Source organism: Pseudomonas linyingensis, assembly GCF_900109175.1.
GTDB classification, from domain to species: Bacteria; Pseudomonadota; Gammaproteobacteria; order Pseudomonadales; family Pseudomonadaceae; genus Geopseudomonas; species Geopseudomonas linyingensis.
Genome location: NZ_FNZE01000001.1, coordinates 73,155 through 89,498, shown reverse-complemented (window position 1 = coordinate 89,498; position 16,344 = coordinate 73,155). Strand labels below are relative to the sequence as shown.

The 16,344-nt window shown below is 67.4% G+C and carries 14 protein-coding genes and 3 tRNA genes; 10 read left to right on the top strand and 7 right to left on the bottom strand.

Features of this window, described 5'->3' with window-relative positions:
* Window positions 1–170: 170 nt before the first annotated feature.
* From BMZ19_RS00460 to aauR, 6 genes are all read left to right on the top strand, one after another.
* Window positions 171–1,088, top strand: coding sequence for a glutamate/aspartate ABC transporter substrate-binding protein (locus BMZ19_RS00460; protein ID WP_090305215.1), 918 nt, complete (start codon window positions 171–173; stop codon window positions 1,086–1,088).
* A 62-nt stretch (window positions 1,089–1,150) separates the two neighbouring features.
* Window positions 1,151–1,897, top strand: a complete 747-nt coding sequence (locus tag BMZ19_RS00455) for an amino acid ABC transporter permease (protein WP_090305211.1) — start codon at window positions 1,151–1,153, stop codon at window positions 1,895–1,897.
* The gene (locus BMZ19_RS00450) at window positions 1,894–2,562 is read left to right on the top strand and encodes an amino acid ABC transporter permease (RefSeq protein WP_170847682.1); all 669 of its coding nucleotides are present in this window, start codon (window positions 1,894–1,896) and stop codon (window positions 2,560–2,562) included. The genes BMZ19_RS00455 and BMZ19_RS00450 overlap by 4 nt, the downstream gene beginning before the upstream one ends.
* On the top strand, window positions 2,559–3,293 hold the full coding sequence (locus BMZ19_RS00445) for an amino acid ABC transporter ATP-binding protein (RefSeq protein ID WP_090305206.1): 735 nt from the start codon (window positions 2,559–2,561) through the stop codon (window positions 3,291–3,293). The genes BMZ19_RS00450 and BMZ19_RS00445 overlap by 4 nt, the downstream gene beginning before the upstream one ends.
* A gap of 83 nt (window positions 3,294–3,376) precedes the next feature.
* Window positions 3,377–5,275, top strand: a complete 1,899-nt coding sequence (locus BMZ19_RS00440) for a sensor histidine kinase (RefSeq protein WP_090305203.1) — start codon at window positions 3,377–3,379, stop codon at window positions 5,273–5,275.
* A complete protein-coding gene (gene aauR / locus BMZ19_RS00435; RefSeq protein WP_090305200.1) occupies window positions 5,268–6,590 on the top strand; it encodes a two-component response regulator AauR in 1,323 nt (440 codons plus the stop codon). Before BMZ19_RS00440 ends, aauR begins: the two co-directional genes overlap by 8 nt.
* A 21-nt stretch (window positions 6,591–6,611) precedes the next feature.
* Here the strand turns inward: aauR and BMZ19_RS00430 are convergent, their stop codons facing one another.
* From BMZ19_RS00430 to BMZ19_RS00420, 3 genes are read right to left on the bottom strand one after another with little or no spacing between them, the layout of a single operon-like run.
* Complete coding sequence (locus tag BMZ19_RS00430; RefSeq protein WP_090305197.1) at window positions 6,612–7,316, bottom strand: energy-coupling factor ABC transporter permease; 705 nt, start codon at window positions 7,314–7,316, stop codon at window positions 6,612–6,614.
* A complete protein-coding gene (locus BMZ19_RS00425; RefSeq protein ID WP_090305194.1) occupies window positions 7,313–7,780 on the bottom strand; it encodes an FAD/FMN-containing dehydrogenase in 468 nt (155 codons plus the stop codon). The genes BMZ19_RS00430 and BMZ19_RS00425 overlap by 4 nt, the downstream gene beginning before the upstream one ends.
* Entirely contained in the window at window positions 7,777–8,202 is a 426-nt protein-coding gene (locus BMZ19_RS00420; RefSeq protein ID WP_090305191.1) for a GNAT family N-acetyltransferase, read from the bottom strand. The genes BMZ19_RS00425 and BMZ19_RS00420 overlap by 4 nt, the downstream gene beginning before the upstream one ends.
* Window positions 8,203–8,315: 113 nt before the next feature.
* On the opposite strand from BMZ19_RS00420, the gene BMZ19_RS00415 reads away from it, so the two are divergent.
* The 3 genes from BMZ19_RS00415 (at window position 8,316) to BMZ19_RS00405 (ending at window position 10,555) form a co-directional block, all read left to right on the top strand.
* A complete protein-coding gene (locus BMZ19_RS00415; RefSeq protein ID WP_090305188.1) occupies window positions 8,316–8,945 on the top strand; it encodes a DUF1780 domain-containing protein in 630 nt (209 codons plus the stop codon).
* Window positions 8,946–9,022: 77 nt separating this feature from the next.
* A complete protein-coding gene (locus BMZ19_RS00410) occupies window positions 9,023–9,196 on the top strand; it encodes a DUF3094 family protein (RefSeq protein ID WP_090305185.1) in 174 nt (57 codons plus the stop codon).
* Between the two features lie 60 nt (window positions 9,197–9,256).
* The gene (locus tag BMZ19_RS00405) at window positions 9,257–10,555 is read left to right on the top strand and encodes an NAD(P)/FAD-dependent oxidoreductase (protein WP_090305181.1); all 1,299 of its coding nucleotides are present in this window, start codon (window positions 9,257–9,259) and stop codon (window positions 10,553–10,555) included.
* A gap of 208 nt (window positions 10,556–10,763) precedes the next feature.
* Here BMZ19_RS00405 and BMZ19_RS00400 read toward each other — a convergent pair.
* The 3 genes from BMZ19_RS00400 to BMZ19_RS00390 form a co-directional block, all read right to left on the bottom strand.
* Window positions 10,764–10,838: transfer RNA gene (locus BMZ19_RS00400), tRNA-Lys, on the bottom strand.
* A 5-nt stretch (window positions 10,839–10,843) separates the two neighbouring features.
* Window positions 10,844–10,920, bottom strand: a tRNA-Pro gene (locus BMZ19_RS00395).
* A gap of 9 nt (window positions 10,921–10,929) precedes the next feature.
* A tRNA-Asn gene (locus BMZ19_RS00390) sits at window positions 10,930–11,005 on the bottom strand.
* 193 nt (window positions 11,006–11,198) lie between these two features.
* On the opposite strand from BMZ19_RS00390, the gene BMZ19_RS00385 reads away from it, so the two are divergent.
* Entirely contained in the window at window positions 11,199–13,544 is a 2,346-nt protein-coding gene (locus BMZ19_RS00385; protein WP_090305177.1) for a DUF1631 domain-containing protein, read from the top strand.
* A gap of 95 nt (window positions 13,545–13,639) precedes the next feature.
* Here the strand turns inward: BMZ19_RS00385 and clpB are convergent, their stop codons facing one another.
* Window positions 13,640–16,204: an ATP-dependent chaperone ClpB gene (clpB, locus tag BMZ19_RS00380; RefSeq protein WP_090305174.1), complete on the bottom strand. Its 2,565-nt coding sequence runs from the start codon at window positions 16,202–16,204 to the stop codon at window positions 13,640–13,642.
* Window positions 16,205–16,344: the final 140 nt, after the last annotated feature.

The window sequence follows — 16,344 nt, the reverse complement described above, 5'->3', positions numbered from 1 at the left end:
GTAAAAATAAAATCCTTCATTTTCAATAAGATACGCTTATATCCGCGTAGCCATAAAGCTGGCCCGCATCCTGCAATCAACCTGTCAGCCATGCTGATCCGAAGCCCCCGCGGATCGCCGCTATCACCGTCCACGCCAATAACCAATAACTAGAAGCCGAGGAAACACTCATGCGTATCGTCCCCCGTTTGCTGAGCAGTGCCATCGCCATCGCCCTGCTGTCCGGCCCGGCCTTCGCCGCCGAGGAACTCACCGGTACCCTGAAGAAGATCAAGGAATCCGGCAGCATCACCCTCGGCCACCGCGACGCCTCCATCCCCTTCTCCTACCTGGGCACCGATTCGCGCCAGCGCCAGCCAGTCGGCTACTCCCACGACCTGCAGCTCAAGGTGGTCGAGGCGCTCAAGCAGAAGCTCGGCATGCCGGAACTCAAGGTGCGCTACAACCTGGTCACCTCGCAGACCCGCATCCCGCTGGTGCAGAACGGCACCGTCGACCTCGAGTGCGGCTCGACCACCAACAATCTGGAGCGGCAAAAGCAGGTCGACTTCTCGGTGGGCATCTTCGAGGTCGGCACCCGCCTGCTGACCAAGAAGACCTCCGGCATCGCCGATTTCGCCGACCTCGCCGGCAAGAACGTGGTGACCACCGCCGGCACCACCTCCGAGCGCCTGCTCAAGTCGATGAACGCCGACAAGCAGATGGGCATGAACATCATCTCGGCCAAGGACCACGGCGAGTCGTTCCTGATGCTCGAGTCCGGCCGCGCGGTGGCCTTCATGATGGACGACGTGCTGCTCTATGGCGAAATGGTCAAGGCCAGGAAGCCCGACGACTGGACCGTGGTCGGCACCCCGCAGTCCTTCGAGATCTACGGCTGCATGCTGCGCAAGGACGACCCGGCCTTCAAGCAGGTGGTCGACGACGCCATCCGCGCCACCTACCAGTCCGGCGAGATCAACGCCATCTACGACAAGTGGTTCCTCCAGCCGGTACCGCCGAAGGGCCTCAACCTCAACTTCCCGATGAGCGAGCAGATCAAGCAGCTGATCGCCGAACCGACCGACAAGTCGGCCGAGCAGCGCTGAACGAAACGGGCGGCTGCACGCAGCCGCCTGGCCTTGCGTCAACCACAGAAGGGGAAACCCGCATGAATTACAACTGGGACTGGGGCATATTCTTCAAGTCCACCGGGATCGGCAGCGAGATCTACCTCGACTGGTTCGTCACCGGCTTCGGCTGGACCCTCGCCGTCGCCCTGGCGGCCTGGACCGTCGCCCTGGCGCTCGGCGCGCTGCTCGGCGTGCTGCGCACCGTGCCGAACCGCTGGCTGTCCGGCTTCGCCAGCAGCTACGTGGAGATCTTCCGCAACGTACCGCTGCTGGTGCAGCTGTTCCTCTGGTACTTCCTGGTGCCGGACCTGCTGCCCGAGCCGCTGGAGCTGTGGTTCAAGCAGGACCTCAGCCCCGCCACCTCGGCCTACCTGAGCGTGGTGGTGTGCCTCGGCCTGTTCACCGCCGCGCGGGTCTGCGAGCAGGTGCGCACCGGCATCCAGGCCCTGCCCAAGGGCCAGACCGCCGCCGCCCGCGCCATGGGTTTCAGCCTGGCGCAGATCTACCGCTACGTGCTGCTGCCGCAGGCCTTCCGCATCATCATCCCGCCGCTGACCAGCGAGTTCCTCAACATCTTCAAGAACTCCGCGGTGGCCTCGCTGATCGGCCTGATGGAGCTGCTGGCGCAGACCAAGCAGACCGCCGAGTTCTCCGCCAACCTGTTCGAGGCCTTCACCCTGGCCACCCTGATCTACTTCGTGCTGAACATGGGCCTGATGCTGCTCATGCGCCAGGTGGAGAAGAAGGTGGCGGTGCCCGGCCTGCTGTCGGTAGGAGGCAAGTGATGGATTTCAGCGCAATCCTCCCGGCCATGCCCGGCCTCGTCGACGGCATGCTGATGACCCTCAAGCTGCTGCTGCTCGGCGTGCTCGGCGGCGTCAGCCTCGGCACCCTGCTGGCGCTCATGCGCCTGTCGCACAACCCCTTGCTGTCCAAGCTGGCCGGGCTGTACGTCAACTACTTCCGCTCCATCCCGCTGCTGCTGGTGATCACCTGGTTCTACTTCGCGGTGCCCTTCATCCTGCGCTGGGTCACCGGCGAGGACACCCCGGTCGGCGCGTTCACCTCGTGCCTGGTGGCCTTCATGATGTTCGAGGCGGCGTATTTCTGCGAAATCGTCCGCGCCGGCATCCAGGCCATTCCCAAGGGCCAGATGGGCGCCGCCCAGGCGCTGGGCATGAGCTACGGCCAGTGCATGCGCCTGGTGATCCTGCCGCAGGCGTTCCGCAAGATGACCCCGCTGCTGCTGCAGCAGAGCATCATCCTGTTCCAGGACACCTCGCTGGTCTACACCGTGGGCCTGATGGACTTCCTCAACGCCGCCCGCTCGCGCGGCGACATCATCGGCCAGCCGTACGAATTCCTGATCTTCGCCGGCCTGGTCTACTTCACCGTCAGCTTCGCCGCCGCCCAGTTGGTCAAACTCCTGCAGAAGAGGTTAGCCGTATGATTTCCATCCAGAACGTCAACAAGTGGTACGGGGACTTCCAGGTGCTGACCGGCTGCAGCACCGAGGTGAGCAAGGGCGAGGTAGTGGTGGTGTGCGGGCCGTCCGGCTCCGGCAAGTCGACCCTGATCAAGTGCGTCAACGCTCTGGAGCCGTTCCAGCAGGGCGACATCGTGGTCGACGGCACCTCGATCGCCGCGCCGCAGACCAACCTGCCGCAGCTGCGCTCGCGGGTCGGCATGGTGTTCCAGCACTTCGAGCTGTTCCCGCATCTGTCGATCACCGAGAACCTGACCATCGCGCAGACCAAGGTGCTCGGCCGCAGCAAGGACGAGGCCATCGACAAGGGCCTCAGGCTGCTCGACCGCGTCGGCCTCAAGGCCCACGCCCACAAGCACCCCGGCCAGCTGTCCGGCGGCCAGCAGCAGCGCGTAGCCATCGCCCGCGCCCTGGCGATGGACCCGGTGGTGATGCTGTTCGACGAGCCGACCTCGGCGCTCGATCCAGAGATGGTCAACGAGGTGCTCGACGTGATGGTCGAGCTGGCCCAGGAAGGCATGACCATGATGTGCGTGACCCACGAGATGGGCTTCGCGCGCAAGGTCGCCGACCGGGTGATCTTCATGGACCGCGGGCAGATCGTCGAGGACTGCGCCAAGGACGCGTTCTTCGGCGACATCCACGCCCGCTCCGAGCGCGCCCAGCAGTTCCTCGCCAAGATCCTCCAGCATTGAGCCTGCAGCGGGAGGCGGCGCCGGCGCCGCCTCCCGTCCACGGGCAGTGCCGGCGCCCTACTGGCCGCACGGACCTCTTTGTGATGCAATCGCCACATCCCCGCCCTCCGGCGCTGCCGCCCTCGCTGACCGTGAACCCGCGCCTGACTCCGCCCGTGCATGTACCACTGCTGGTCCTGTTGCTGATGCTCGGCTGTGGGGTGGTCGCCTACCACCTCAGCGAACGGGCCGGCCTGCGCGCGCTGGCGGACAACGGCGAGCGTCAGCTCGAACTGCATGCCCACACCCTGGCCAGCGCGATCAGCATCCACGCCTACCTACCCAGCCTGCTGGAACTGGAGACCGGCGTCGGCCGCCTGCTGCTCGAGCCCAGCGAGCGCCGCCGCGCCCAGGTCAACGCCTACCTCGAAGGCCTCAACCAGCGCAGCGGCAGCCGCGCGGTGTACCTGCTCGACCGCAGCGGCCGGGTCGTGGCCACCAGCAACTGGCGCGACGCCGACAGCTTCCAGGGCGACGACCTGTCGTTCCGCCCCTACTTCCAGGACGCCATCCAGGGCAAGCCGGGACGCTTCTACGGGCTCGACAGCATCACCGGCGAGCCCGGCTACTACCTGTCCCACGGCCTGCGCCGCGCCGGCGAGATCATCGGCGTGGCGGTGGTGAAGATCCGTCTCGACCCGCTGGAGGAGCGCTGGCAACGGGCGCAGCTGGAGGCCTACGTCAGCGACGGCAACGGCATCGTCATCCTCTCCAGCGACCCGGCGCGGCGCTTCAAGTCGGTGCAACCCCTCGACGCGGAACGGCGTACCCAGCTGGCCAGCAGCCTGCAGTACCACTGGACGCGCTTCGAGGAACTGCAGCCGCTGCGCCGCCAGCGCCTGTCCGCCGACACCGAGCTGCTCAGCCTGCCCTCCGCGGCCAGCGCCCAGCCGGTCAGCTACCTGGCGCAGACCCGTCGCCTCGCCGATCCGCCGTGGGACTTCACCCTGCTCTCGCCGGTACGCGACGTGCGCAGCGCCGCCACCAGCCATGGCCTGCTGGCAGCGGTGGCAGTGGCCCTGCTGGCCTTCCTGCTGATCGCCTGGAACGAGCGGCGCAAGACACTGGCCACCCGCCTGGCCGCGCGCGAGGCGCTGGAGGAGGCCAACAACCAGCTGGAGCGGCGCATCGCCGAACGCACCGAGCACCTGCGCGCCAGCAACGAACGGCTCAAGGCGCAGATCCGCGAACGCCGCCAGGCCGAGGAAAGCCTGCGCAAGACCCAGGACGACCTGATCCAGGCCGGCAAGCTGGCCGTGATCGGGCAGATGTCCACCAGCATCGCCCACGAACTCAACCAGCCGCTGGCCGCCCTGCGCACCCTGTCCGGCAACACCGTGCGCTTTCTCGCCCGCGGCGACAGCGCCACCGCCAGCAGCAACCTGCAGACCATCAACGAACTGGTCGACCACATGGGCCGCATCACCGCCAGCCTGCGCGCCTTCGCCCGGCGCTCCGATGACCGCGGCGAGGCCGCGCTGGACAAGGCGGTGGACGCCGCCCTGTTCCTCCTCCGTCCGCGCCTGGAGCGCACACCGCTGACCATCCACCGCACCTGTGCCGACGCCCGCCTGGCGATCGACCAGACGCGCCTGGAGCAGATCCTGGTCAACCTGATCGTCAACGCCATCGACGCCCTGAGCGCACAGAGCGACCGCCAGCTATGGCTCGACGGCCGCGTCGAGGACGGTCACTACCGCCTCGCCGTGCGCGACAACGGACCCGGCATCCCGCCGGCCCTGCGCAGCCAGCTGTTCGAGCCGTTCTTCACCACCAAGCCGGGCGAACAGGGTCTGGGCCTTGGCCTGACCCTGTCGGCCAGCCTGGCCGCCGCCGCCGGCGGCAGCCTGACTGCCCAGCACCCGGACGACGGCGGCACCCTGTTCGAGCTGAAGCTGCCGCTGCTGCCCCCATCCCCTGCCGAGTCCCGCCGCGATGCATGAGCCTCTCACCGTCCTGATCGTCGAAGACGACCCCCACGTGCTGCTCGGCTGCCAGCAGGCGCTGGCCCTCGAGGACATCGCCAGCGAGGGCGTCGGCAGCGCCGAGGAGGCCCTGGCGCGGATCGGCGAGGACTTCGCCGGCATCGTCATCAGCGACATCCGCCTGCCCGGCATGGACGGCCTGACCCTGCTCGGCCGGCTCAAGGCCCGCGACCGCAGCCTGCCGGTGGTGCTGATCACCGGCCACGGCGACATCTCCATGGCGGTCGGCGCCATGCGCGACGGCGCCTACGACTTCATGGAAAAACCCTTCTCCCCCGAACGCCTGGTCGACGTGGCGCGCCGCGCCCTCGAACAGCGCAGCCTGGCCCGCGAGGTGTCGGCGCTGCGCCGCCAGCTGGCCGGCCGTCAGGCCCTGGAGGAACGCCTGATCGGCCGCTCGCCGGCCATGGCGCAGCTGCGCGGGCTGATCGCCAACGTCGCCGACACCTCGGCCAACGTGCTGATCGAGGGCGAGACCGGCACCGGCAAGGAGCTGGTGGCGCGCTGCCTGCACGACTTCAGCCGGCGCAAGGACCACCCGTTCGTCGCCCTCAACTGCGGCGGCTTGCCGGAAAGCCTGTTCGAGAGCGAGATCTTCGGCCATGAGGCACACGCCTTCACCGGCGCCGGCAAGCGGCGCATCGGCAAGATCGAGCACGCCAACGGCGGTACCCTGTTCCTCGACGAGATCGAGAGCATGCCGCTCAACCTGCAAATCAAGCTGCTGCGCGTGCTGCAGGAACACAGTCTGGAGCGCCTCGGCTCGAACCAGAGCATCGCGGTGGACTGCCGGGTGATCGCCGCGACCAAGGCCGACCTCGACGAGTTGGGTCGCGGCGGCCAGTTTCGCAGCGACCTGTACTACCGGCTCAACGTCGTTACCCTCGAGCTGCCGCCGCTGCGCGAGCGCCGCGAGGACATCCCGCTGCTGTTCGAGCACTTCCTGCAGCAGTCCGCGCTGCGCTTCGACCGCCCCGTACCGGAGCTGGACCGCCAGACCCTGGCCAGCCTGCTGGCCCACGACTGGCCGGGCAACGTGCGCGAGCTGCGCAACGTCGCCGAGCGCTTCGCCCTCGGTCTGCCGGTGTTCAAGAAGGGCGGTGCCTGCGCGGAAAGCGGCGGGCCGAATTTCGCCGAGGCGGTGGAGGCGTTCGAGAAGCGTCTCTTGAGCGATGCCCTCGAACGCCACGGCGGCAACCTCAGCCAGGCCAGCCAGGCCCTCGGCATGGCCAAGACCACCCTGTTCGACAAGGTCAAGAAGTACCGCCTGTAGCGGCCGGGCGACGGGACAGACTCAGCGCCTGTTTTCGTCCTCGTCCTTGCTCTCGTCCTTCCACGGCGCCTGCAGGTAGCGGGTGCGGTTGAAGGTCTCCAGCCACTCCGGGTAGTAGACCACCAGCGCGGTGACCACCGTGCCGTTGATGAAGGCCTCGGGGAACATGATCAGCCACAGGAAACCGACGAAGTCGTCGAGCCAGGGCGGCATCTGGTAGATGCCATCGACCAGCAGCACGCCCAGACCGGCGAGCAGCACCAGCACGGCAATCAACGCCGCCGGGAAGAAGCCGCTGAAGAAGATGTAGACGAACAGGTTGCGCGGCTGCAGGCGCTCGACCCAGCGCGCGCAGACCTCGGTGACCAGCACCGGGATGAGAATCAGCAGGACGCCGTTCACCCCCAGCGCCAGCCAGTCCTGACGACCCAGCGCAGCCAGCGCCAGCTGCGCGGCGAAGGCACTGAGCACCGCCAGCGGCCAGTCGAGCAGCAGGGTCACCGCGGTCATGCCGATGAAGTGGAAGGACAGCCCCGAGGCAAAGTCGCGGCGCACCAGCCACAGCAGGAACAGCGCCAGCACGGTGCCGAACAGCAGGTGCTGGCGGCGGAAATCGCTGAACAGCTCGACCCAGGGCGCCTGCCAGAGCGCCGCCAGCAGCAGCGGCAGAAACAGCAGCGCACCCAGCCACAGGCTGGCCTCGCTGAGCAACCGCGCGGCGATCACGGCGCCACCTGCTCCAGGGCCGCCCGCAACGCCGCGGCATCGCTGAACACCCGGCGTTCACGCAGCACGCCCCGCTCCAGCTGCAGCCAGAGCACGCCCTGTTCCGGCGCGGCGTACTGCGGCACCACCTGCGCCTCGCGATCGAGCAGCACGCGGTAGCGGTACTCGCGCATCGCTGGGATGGCGAACAGCTTGCCGATCAGGCCGGGCATGCGGCTGATATCGGCCACGAACAGCGCCTGACGGGCCTCCAGATAGCCCTTGGCCTGCCCTTCCAGGGCGGCATCCAGCAGTTTCGCCGCGTCCATGCTGCGCGCCACCAGCAGGATGCGCAGGTCGTCGTCGAGGGTATAGGCCTGCTCGAACTGGTCGCTGAGGGTCCAGGGCGCCAGGCGCTCGCCGGTTTCCAGCGCCTGCGCACCGCTCGCCAACAGGGCCAGGCCCAGCCATATCCAGCACTTCATCGTGATTGCTCCATCGTGGAAAAGACCCGGATATCCCCGCGCTCCCCCCAGCCAAAACGGGCGCGCCAGAACGCCAGCGCCTCGGGCGCGGCGTCGAGAACGAAGACATGACTCTTGGCGATGCCCTGCGCCGCCAGGCGCGCCAGCACCGCGGCGATCAGCGCGCTGGCGATGCCACGCCGCCGATAGCCGGGATCGACCGCCAGGTGCTGCAGGTAGCCACGCCGGCCGTCATGGCCGGCCAGCAGGCAGCCGACAACGCGGCCATCGGTCTCGGCCAGCAGACTGAAGCCGGGATTGCGCGCCAGATAGGCGCAATAAGGCGCCAACGCATCCTCGGCGCGCAGCTGAATGCCCGGCGTGCGGGCCCACAGGGCATGGAGAACGGCATGGTCGGCGGGGGTGGCTTCGCGCAGCTGCATGGGCACTCCGATAATCGGCACGCTTCAGTCTACACCGCCGGCACGCTCCCCAGAGCGACTGCGACAACCTGGCGTCGGCACCGCCGAGGGGGCGTGCCGGCTACACTTCCAACATGGACGAGCGCGACTACCTGCACCATCTGGTGCGCCAGGCCGAGGCGGCCACCGACTTTCTCTCCAACGGCCGCAAGTGGGAACGCGAACGCTGGGTCTGCCAGCGCCTGCTGCAAGCGCTGAACATCGCCCACCGCGTGGAGGACTTCGTCACCCCGATGCAGCAGCCGCCTGACGTGCTGTACCGCGACGCCAGCTTCGAGGTGTTCTTCGTCATCGACGAGGGCCGCCGCCTGAACGACGAGTGGCGCGAGGAACTGGAGCGACGCCGCGCCGCCAGCAGCCTTGCCCAGCTGCAGCGCCGCGAGCCCAAGCCCAGACGCATCACCCTGGCCGAGGTGCAGCAACGCCTCGGTCCGACCCTGCGCAAGAAGGCGCACAACTATGCAGAGCGCGGCATCGACCTGGGCGAACTCGACCTGCTGGCCTACGTCAGCTTCAAGCGCGAGATCCCCGACTTCAACAGCGTCTTCCCGCCGCCCAGCGAGTACCTGCGCCAGGGCTGGCGCTCGCTGTCGATCGTCGGCCCCAACTATGCCCGCGTGCTGTTCGCCCATGCCGACGCGCCGGCATTCCTGCGCGACAACCAGGCGCGCACCCTGCTGTTCGATGTCGAAATGGGCTTCTGAGCGCCTTGCGCTCCTGCGGCATTGAGCCGCACAGGGCGCCAGGCATAGAATGGTCCATTTCTTATTCCGAGACTGCCATGTCCAGCCGTCTGAACCCCGAAGATCAGCGCCGGGTCGAGCACTACCTCAGCTCCCCGCAGCATCAGGTCAAGCGCCAGCCGTTCCGGCCGTGGCGGCTGATGCTCGCTCTGCTGGCCGTGGTCATCGGCCTGGGCCTGCTGAGCCGCCTGCTGAGTTCGCTGGTCACATGATCGCACCCGTACGCCGCCGCCAGTCTCCCCCGGTTTTTCCAAGCCTTGAGAGACATCCCCATGACCCATCACATCGTGATTGTCGGCGGCGGCGCCGGCGGGATCGAACTGGCCACCCGCCTTGGCCGCAGCCTGGGCAAGCGTGGCCAGGCGCGCATCACCCTGGTTGACGCCAACCTCACCCACATCTGGAAACCGCTGCTGCACGAGGTGGCCGCCGGCTCGCTGAACTCCTCGGAGGACGAGCTGAACTATGTCGCCCAGGCCAAGTGGAACCACTTCAAGTTCCAGCCCGGGCGCATGTGCGGCCTCGATCGCGCGCGCAAGACCATCCAGCTGGAAGCCAAGCACGACGCCGCCGGCGTCGAGCTGGTGCCAGCGCGCGAGATCGCCTACGACACCCTGGTGCTGGCGGTCGGCAGCAAGACCAACGACTTCGGCACCCTGGGCGCGGCCGAGCACTGCCTGTTCCTCGATTCGCGCGACCAGGCCGAGCGCTTCCACAACCTGCTGCTCGACCAGTACCTGTGCGCCCACGCCCATCCGCAGCAGGAAGGGGCCGGACAGATCAACGTGGCCATCGTCGGCGCCGGTGCCACCGGAGTCGAACTGGCGGCCGAACTGCACCATGCCGCGCTGCTGATGGCGGCCTACGGCCTCGACGGCATCCGCCCGGAAAACCTCAACCTGACCCTGATCGAGGCCGGCCCGCGGGTGGTCCCCGCCCTGCCCGAACGCATCAGCCGCCCGGTGCACAGCACCCTGGAGAAACTGGGCATCAAGGTCCTGGTCGGCTCGCCGGTCCAGGAAGTCAGCGCCGAGGGCCTGCGCACCGCCAACGGCAACTTCATCCCGGCCAGCCTCAAGGTCTGGGCCGCCGGCATTCGCGCCCCCGAGTTCCTCCGCGAGCTGGACGGCCTGGAAACCAACCGGATCAATCAACTGGTGGTCCTGCCGACCCTGCAGTCAAGCCGCGACGAGCACATCTTCGTGCTCGGCGACTGCGCCGCCTGTCCGATGGGCGACGGCAAGAACGTGCCGCCGCGCGCGCAGGCCGCCCACCAGCAGGCCTCGCTGCTGGCCAAGTCGCTGGCGCGCCGCCTGGAAGGCAAGCCGTTGCTGGAGTATCGCTACCGCGACTACGGTTCGCTGATCTCGCTGTCGAGCTTCAGTGCGGTGGGCAACCTGATGGGCAACCTGACCGGTGACGTGATGCTGGAGGGGCGCCTGGCGCGCTGGTTCTACGTGTCGCTCTACCGCCTGCACCAGATGGCGCTGTACGGCACCTTCCGCACCCTGCTGCTGATGCTCAGCGACCGCCTCGGCCGCAGCACCGAGCCGCGTCTGAAGCTGCACTGACGGCAACGCCCCGGCAGGGGCAGGATGGGCGGCGCACCACGCTGCCCATCGGCAATCGGGTGGATACGCCGCCAGCGGCGTTATCCACCCGAGCCGCCACGGCGACAGGAGGGCGGCCCGGTGGGCGGACAAAAAACGCGGACAAACAAAAAAAGCTGGAAGGCCTTGCGGCACTTCCAGCTTTTCAGTCCTTCCGAAGAAGGCAAGATGGTGGGTCGTGTGGGATTCGAACCTACGACCAATTGGTTAAAAGCCAACTGCTCTACCACTGAGCTAACGACCCAAAACTGGTCGGGGTAGGGGGATTCGAACTCCCGACATCCTGCTCCCAAAGCAGGCGCGCTACCGGACTGCGCTATACCCCGTCTGAAAGTTGGCTCCGCGACCTGGACTCGAACCAGGGACCCAATGATTAACAGTCATTTGCTCTACCGACTGAGCTATCGCGGAACGGTAATACTTTCAACCCCTCAACAGGTTTCGGCGTTGCCGATTTCCCGTATCAGTGGCGCGGCATTCTACGCATTTAAAAACATCCGTCAACCCTGCGATCAGGTTTTTTTTCAGTGCTTGGCATAACCCCCTCCACTTGCTATATGTGCACCACTTCCGAGAGTGCAGGGCGCTGGCCCGCCAGACCATCATGAGCCATACGCCACCGCCAGATCTTTCCGCCCCCAGCGCCCTCGCCGGCCGCAGCATCCAGCCACGCTTCGGCCAGCTCGAGCAGGCGTGCCGCCAGCAGGTGATGAACCATCTCGACCCGTACCTGACGCGCACCTTCGAACAGGTGGACGACACCCTGTTTGCCCTGGCCGACAAGGCTGCCAACAATCGCGAACAGGTACTGTTCTTCGACGGCATGCGCGAGGTACGCAAACAGCGGACCGCGATCGTCCGCCACTTCCACCAGCAGCTCTCCAGCGACTTCGCAGCCTATCTTTCCGGCAGCCGTGTCGAGAGCGCAGTTCCGCCCCCCAGCGCCCGTGACCAGCTGTCGCTCGTCGCCCACGAAGAGCACGAGGAAGACCTGCTGCTCGACAAGCTGGTCAAGCGCTGCCAGAGCCACTGCGCCACGCTGCTGCGGCCACTGGAGCAACGTCTGGCGCACCTGTGCCCCGCGCCGCAGGCGGCATTGCAGCAGGCGCTACCCTTCGGCCCCCGCGCCATCGCCGAGGCCTTCCGCCAGGCACTGGCCGGCGAGCCGCTACCATTGCCGCTGACGATCCGCCGCATCCTCTATGAACTGTTCGAGCAGCAGGTCATGGGCTCGCTCGACAGTCTGTATGCCACTCTCAACCAGCAGCTGATCGAGGCCGGCATCCTGCCGCAGCTCAGCGACAAGCCGCCGCGCCCGCACAGGCCGTCAGCGCCCGCCAGCGCCCCGAGCAGCCCGCAGCCTGTCACCGAAAGCCGCCAGCGCCGCAACGACAACTGGCCGGAGGCGGTGGACAGCAGCGGCGAGCAGCTGTTTCGCGGCGTCACCCAGCTGCTCAGCCGGCGCCACACTGGCACTGGCACTGGCACTGGCACTGGCACTGGCACTGGCACTGGCACTGGCACTGGCACTGGCACTGGCAACAGCGTGGGCGACCCTATTACCCCCGTAAACCCGGGGCCACCGCCCGCCTCGAGCGGAACCTACAGCGCAGACGAGCTGATGGCCGCGTTGACCCGTCTGCAGCAGGTCACCGCCCACAAGATCACCCAGGAGATGCAACGACCGCAGGATGCCGGACAGCTCAAGGCGCGCCTGTACGCCGAGCTGGAGGCTGCCTGCACCCTGCCCGAGCGTCCGCAACTGAGTGACGAGGATGCGGACATCATCGATCTGGTGGGCATGCTGTTCGCCTTCATCCTTGACGACCCCGCCCTGCCGGATCGCTGCAAGACCGTACTCTCCCACCTGCACACGCCCTACCTGAAGCTCGCCCTGCGGGATCGCCGTCTGTTCACCCACGGCGACCACCCGGCACGCCGGCTGCTCGACAGCATGGCCAAGGCCGGCACCCGCTTCGTCGAGGACAGCGATGCCAGCGGCCTGCTGGCGAAGATGCAGGAAATCGTCGAGCGCATCATCCAGGACTTCAGCGAGGATCGCGCGCGGTTCTCCCTGCTGCTCGAGGACTTCGAGGCGCACCTGCGCCGCCTGCAGCAGCGCATCGAGCTGCGTGAGCGGCGCACGCTGGATACCGCCCGCGGTCGCGACCGCCTGCTTGCGGCGCGCAGCCAGGCTGCCCAACAGATCCGCCAGGTGCTGCATGACCGTGCACTGCCGCGCCTGATGCAGGAGCTGCTGGAAAATGGCTGGCGCGACGTGCTGACCCTGATCCACCTGCGCACGGGCGAGCAGAGCGAGGAATGGCAGAGCGCCTGCCAGGTCGCCGAACAACTGGCCTGGAGCTGCACGCCATTGAGCCGCAACGACCGCGAGCGCATGCAGCGGGCACGGCTGGCCTTGCTGGAACAACTGCGCGAAGGGCTGCAGCAGCTGGGCAGCCTGCCCGAAGCCGACATCCGCGGCCTGCTGCAGGACGTGGTCGCCTGCCAGCACGCCGTGCAGGCCCGGCAGCCCGAGCTGGTCGCCGGCCTGCAGGCCAGACTGCCGAAGAGCCTGCTGGGCACCAAGCTGCAGGCCGGCCCGGAAGACGAGCTACCCGCGAGCGATGCGCTGACCGAGGAACTGGAAGCCCAGCTGCAACAGTTGCAGGCCCTACCGTTCGGTAGCCTGTTCGGCTTCCACGAGGACGGCCAGATGCGCCGCCTGCGCCTGTCCTGGTTCAGTCCGGCCACCCGCCGCTACCTGTTCATCGATCCCAGCGGCGAGCACAACCGCACCTGGCCGGCGGCACGCCTGGCCCAGGCGCTGCACGACGGCAGCGTGCAGTTGCTCGGCGAGCCGACCGACACGCCGCTGATGGAGCGCGCCCTGCAGGCGATCTACCGGGTCCTGCAGCGCCTCGAGGAAGACCAACCGGCAGACGGCTGAGCCCCGACGCCTGCAGCAAAAAAGGCACGGCTCTCGCGGCGCCGTGCCTTTGGGTTATCCGCATGGCCGGGATCCCCCGGCCACCTGACCCGACCTCAAGCGAAGACGATCTGCTCGCCCTCGACCTTGGCATGGATGGTCGCCCCGGGGGCGAACTCGCCGGCGAGGATCTGCTGCGCCAACGGGTTCTCGATCCAGCGCTGGATCGCGCGCTTGAGCGGCCGCGCGCCGTACACCGGGTCGTAGCCGACGGCGATCAGCTTCTCCAGAGCTTCGGGCGTCAGCTCCAGAGTCAGCTCGCGCTCGGCCAGACGCTGGCGCAGGCGACCCAGCTGGATCTCGGCGATGCCGCCGATCTGCTCCTTGCCCAGCGGATCGAACACCACCACCTCGTCGATGCGGTTGATGAACTCCGGGCGGAAGTGGTGGCTGACCGCATCCATCACCGCCGCGCGCTGCGCCTCCGGATCACCCACCAGCTCCTGGATCTGCGCCGAACCGAGATTGGAGGTCATCACCACCACGGTGTTCTTGAAGTCCACGGTACGCCCCTGGCTGTCGGTCAGGCGACCGTCCTCGAGCACCTGCAGCAGCACGTTGAACACGTCGGGGTGAGCCTTCTCCACCTCGTCCATGAGAATCACCGAGTAGGGCTTGCGGCGCACCGCCTCGGTCAGGTAACCGCCCTCCTCGTAGCCGACGTAGCCCGGCGGCGCGCCGATCAGGCGGGACACCGAGTGCTTCTCCATGAACTCGGACATGTCGATGCGCACCATCGCCTCCTCGGTATCGAAGAGGAAATCGGCCAGCGCCTTGCACAGCTCGGTCTTGCCCACCCCGGTCGGGCCGAGGAACAGGAAGGAGCCGCTCGGCCGGTTCGGATCGGCCAGGCCGGCACGCGAGCGGCGCACCGCGTTGGACACCGCGACCACCGCCTCGTGCTGGCCGATCACCCGCTTGTGCAGCTCGGCCTCCATGCGCAGCAGCTTGTCGCGCTCGCCTTCGAGCATCTTGGCCACCGGAATGCCGGTCCACTTGGACACCACCTCGGCGATCTCCTCGTCGGTGACCCGGTTGCGCAGCAGCTGGTTCTCGCGCGGCTCGCGCTGGTCCATGCTGACCAGCTTGCGCTCCAGCTCGGGAATCACACCGTACTGCAGCTCGGCCATGCGCTGCAGGTTGCCCTGGCGACGGGCGGTCTCCATGTCGGCCTTGGCCTGCTCCAGCTGCTGCTGGATCTGCGCCGAGCCCTGCACCTCGGCCTTCTCCGACTTCCAGATCTCCTCGAGGTCGGCGTACTCGCGCTCGAGCTTGGCGATGTCCTCCTCCAGCTTGGCCAGGCGCTTCCTGGTGGCCTCGTCGGTCTCCTTCTTCAGCGCCTCGCGCTCGATCTTCAGCTGGATCAGGCGGCGGTCCAGGCGGTCCAGCTCCTCGGGCTTGGAGTCGATCTCCATGCGGATGCGGCTGCCGGCCTCGTCGATCAGGTCGATGGCCTTGTCCGGCAGCTGGCGGTCGGTGATGTAGCGATGGCTGAGCTTGGCCGCGGCGATGATCGCGCCGTCGGTGATGGTCACCCCGTGGTGCACCTCGTAGCGCTCCTTGAGGCCGCGCAGGATGGCAATGGTGTCCTCCTCGCTCGGCTCGTCGACCAGCACCTTCTGGAAGCGGCGCTCCAGCGCGGCGTCCTTCTCGACGTACTGGCGATACTCGTCGAGGGTGGTGGCGCCGACGCAGTGCAGCTCGCCGCGGGCCAGCGCCGGCTTGAGCATGTTGCCGGCATCCATCGAGCCCTCGGCCTTGCCGGCCCCCACCATCGTATGGAGTTCGTCGATAAACAGGATGACCCGACCTTCCTGCTTGCCCAGCTCGTTGAGCACCGCCTTGAGACGCTCCTCGAACTCGCCGCGGAACTTGGCGCCGGCGATCAGCGCGCCCATGTCCAGCGACAGCAGGCGCTTGTCCTTGAGGCCGTCCGGCACCTCGCCGTTGACGATGCGCTGGGCCAGGCCCTCGACGATGGCGGTCTTGCCCACGCCCGGCTCGCCGATCAGGACCGGGTTGTTCTTGGTGCGCCGCTGCAGGACCTGGATGGTGCGGCGGATCTCGTCATCGCGACCGATCACCGGGTCGAGCTTGCCCTCCTCGGCACGCTTGGTCATGTCGACGGTGTACTTGTCGAGCGCCTGGCGCGACTCCTCGGCGTTGGGGTCGTTGACCGCCTCACCGCCGCGCAGGTTGCTGATCGCGTTCTCCAGCGCCTGCCTGCTCACCCCCTGGGCCAGCAGCAGCTTGCCCAGCTTGGTGCCGCCGTCCAGCGCGGCGAGCAGCACCAGCTCGCTGGAGATGTACTGGTCGCCCTTCTGCTGGGCCAGGCGGTCGGCCTGGTTGAGCAGGCGCGCCAGGTCCTGCGACATGTTCACGTCGCCAGTAGGGTTCTGGATCTTCGGCAGGTCGTCGAGCGCCTTGCTCAGCGCCTGGCGCAGGGCGGCGATGTCGAAGCCGACCTGCAGCAGCAGCGGCTTGATCGAACCACCCTGCTGTTCAAGCAGAGCCAGCAGCAGGTGCAGCGGCTCGATGGCGGAGTGATCGCGGCCCACGGCCAGGGACTGGGCATCGGAAAGCGCCAGTTGCAGCTTGCTGGTCAAACGGTCGATACGCATGGATTCGTCCTTCGTAAGCAACGGCGGACCGGGCAACAGGCACCCGACAAGCACAGCGAGTCCGCCTGGGGATTCGATTGCAGGATAGATGAGGACGATTGACGGCGATTCAAGGGGCGGGAACTTGACCGGGGTCAAGC

What these genes read in the sequence shown, in the direction of transcription:
- BMZ19_RS00410 (WP_090305185.1), top strand. Translation starts at nt 9,023, where the DNA reads ATGTCCAGCCGTCTGAACCCCGAAGATCAGCGCCGGGTCGAGCACTAC.
- BMZ19_RS00385 (WP_090305177.1), top strand. Translation starts at nt 11,199, where the DNA reads ATGAGCCATACGCCACCGCCAGATCTTTCCGCCCCCAGCGCCCTCGCC.
- BMZ19_RS00420 (WP_090305191.1), bottom strand. Translation starts at nt 8,202, where the DNA reads ATGCAGCTGCGCGAAGCCACCCCCGCCGACCATGCCGTTCTCCATGCC.
- BMZ19_RS00445 (WP_090305206.1), top strand. Translation starts at nt 2,559, where the DNA reads ATGATTTCCATCCAGAACGTCAACAAGTGGTACGGGGACTTCCAGGTG.
- BMZ19_RS00425 (WP_090305194.1), bottom strand. Translation starts at nt 7,780, where the DNA reads ATGAAGTGCTGGATATGGCTGGGCCTGGCCCTGTTGGCGAGCGGTGCG.
- BMZ19_RS00455 (WP_090305211.1), top strand. Translation starts at nt 1,151, where the DNA reads ATGAATTACAACTGGGACTGGGGCATATTCTTCAAGTCCACCGGGATC.
- BMZ19_RS00405 (WP_090305181.1), top strand. Translation starts at nt 9,257, where the DNA reads ATGACCCATCACATCGTGATTGTCGGCGGCGGCGCCGGCGGGATCGAA.
- BMZ19_RS00460 (WP_090305215.1), top strand. Translation starts at nt 171, where the DNA reads ATGCGTATCGTCCCCCGTTTGCTGAGCAGTGCCATCGCCATCGCCCTG.
- clpB (WP_090305174.1), bottom strand. Translation starts at nt 16,204, where the DNA reads ATGCGTATCGACCGTTTGACCAGCAAGCTGCAACTGGCGCTTTCCGAT.
- aauR (WP_090305200.1), top strand. Translation starts at nt 5,268, where the DNA reads ATGCATGAGCCTCTCACCGTCCTGATCGTCGAAGACGACCCCCACGTG.
- BMZ19_RS00440 (WP_090305203.1), top strand. Translation starts at nt 3,377, where the DNA reads ATGCAATCGCCACATCCCCGCCCTCCGGCGCTGCCGCCCTCGCTGACC.
- BMZ19_RS00415 (WP_090305188.1), top strand. Translation starts at nt 8,316, where the DNA reads ATGGACGAGCGCGACTACCTGCACCATCTGGTGCGCCAGGCCGAGGCG.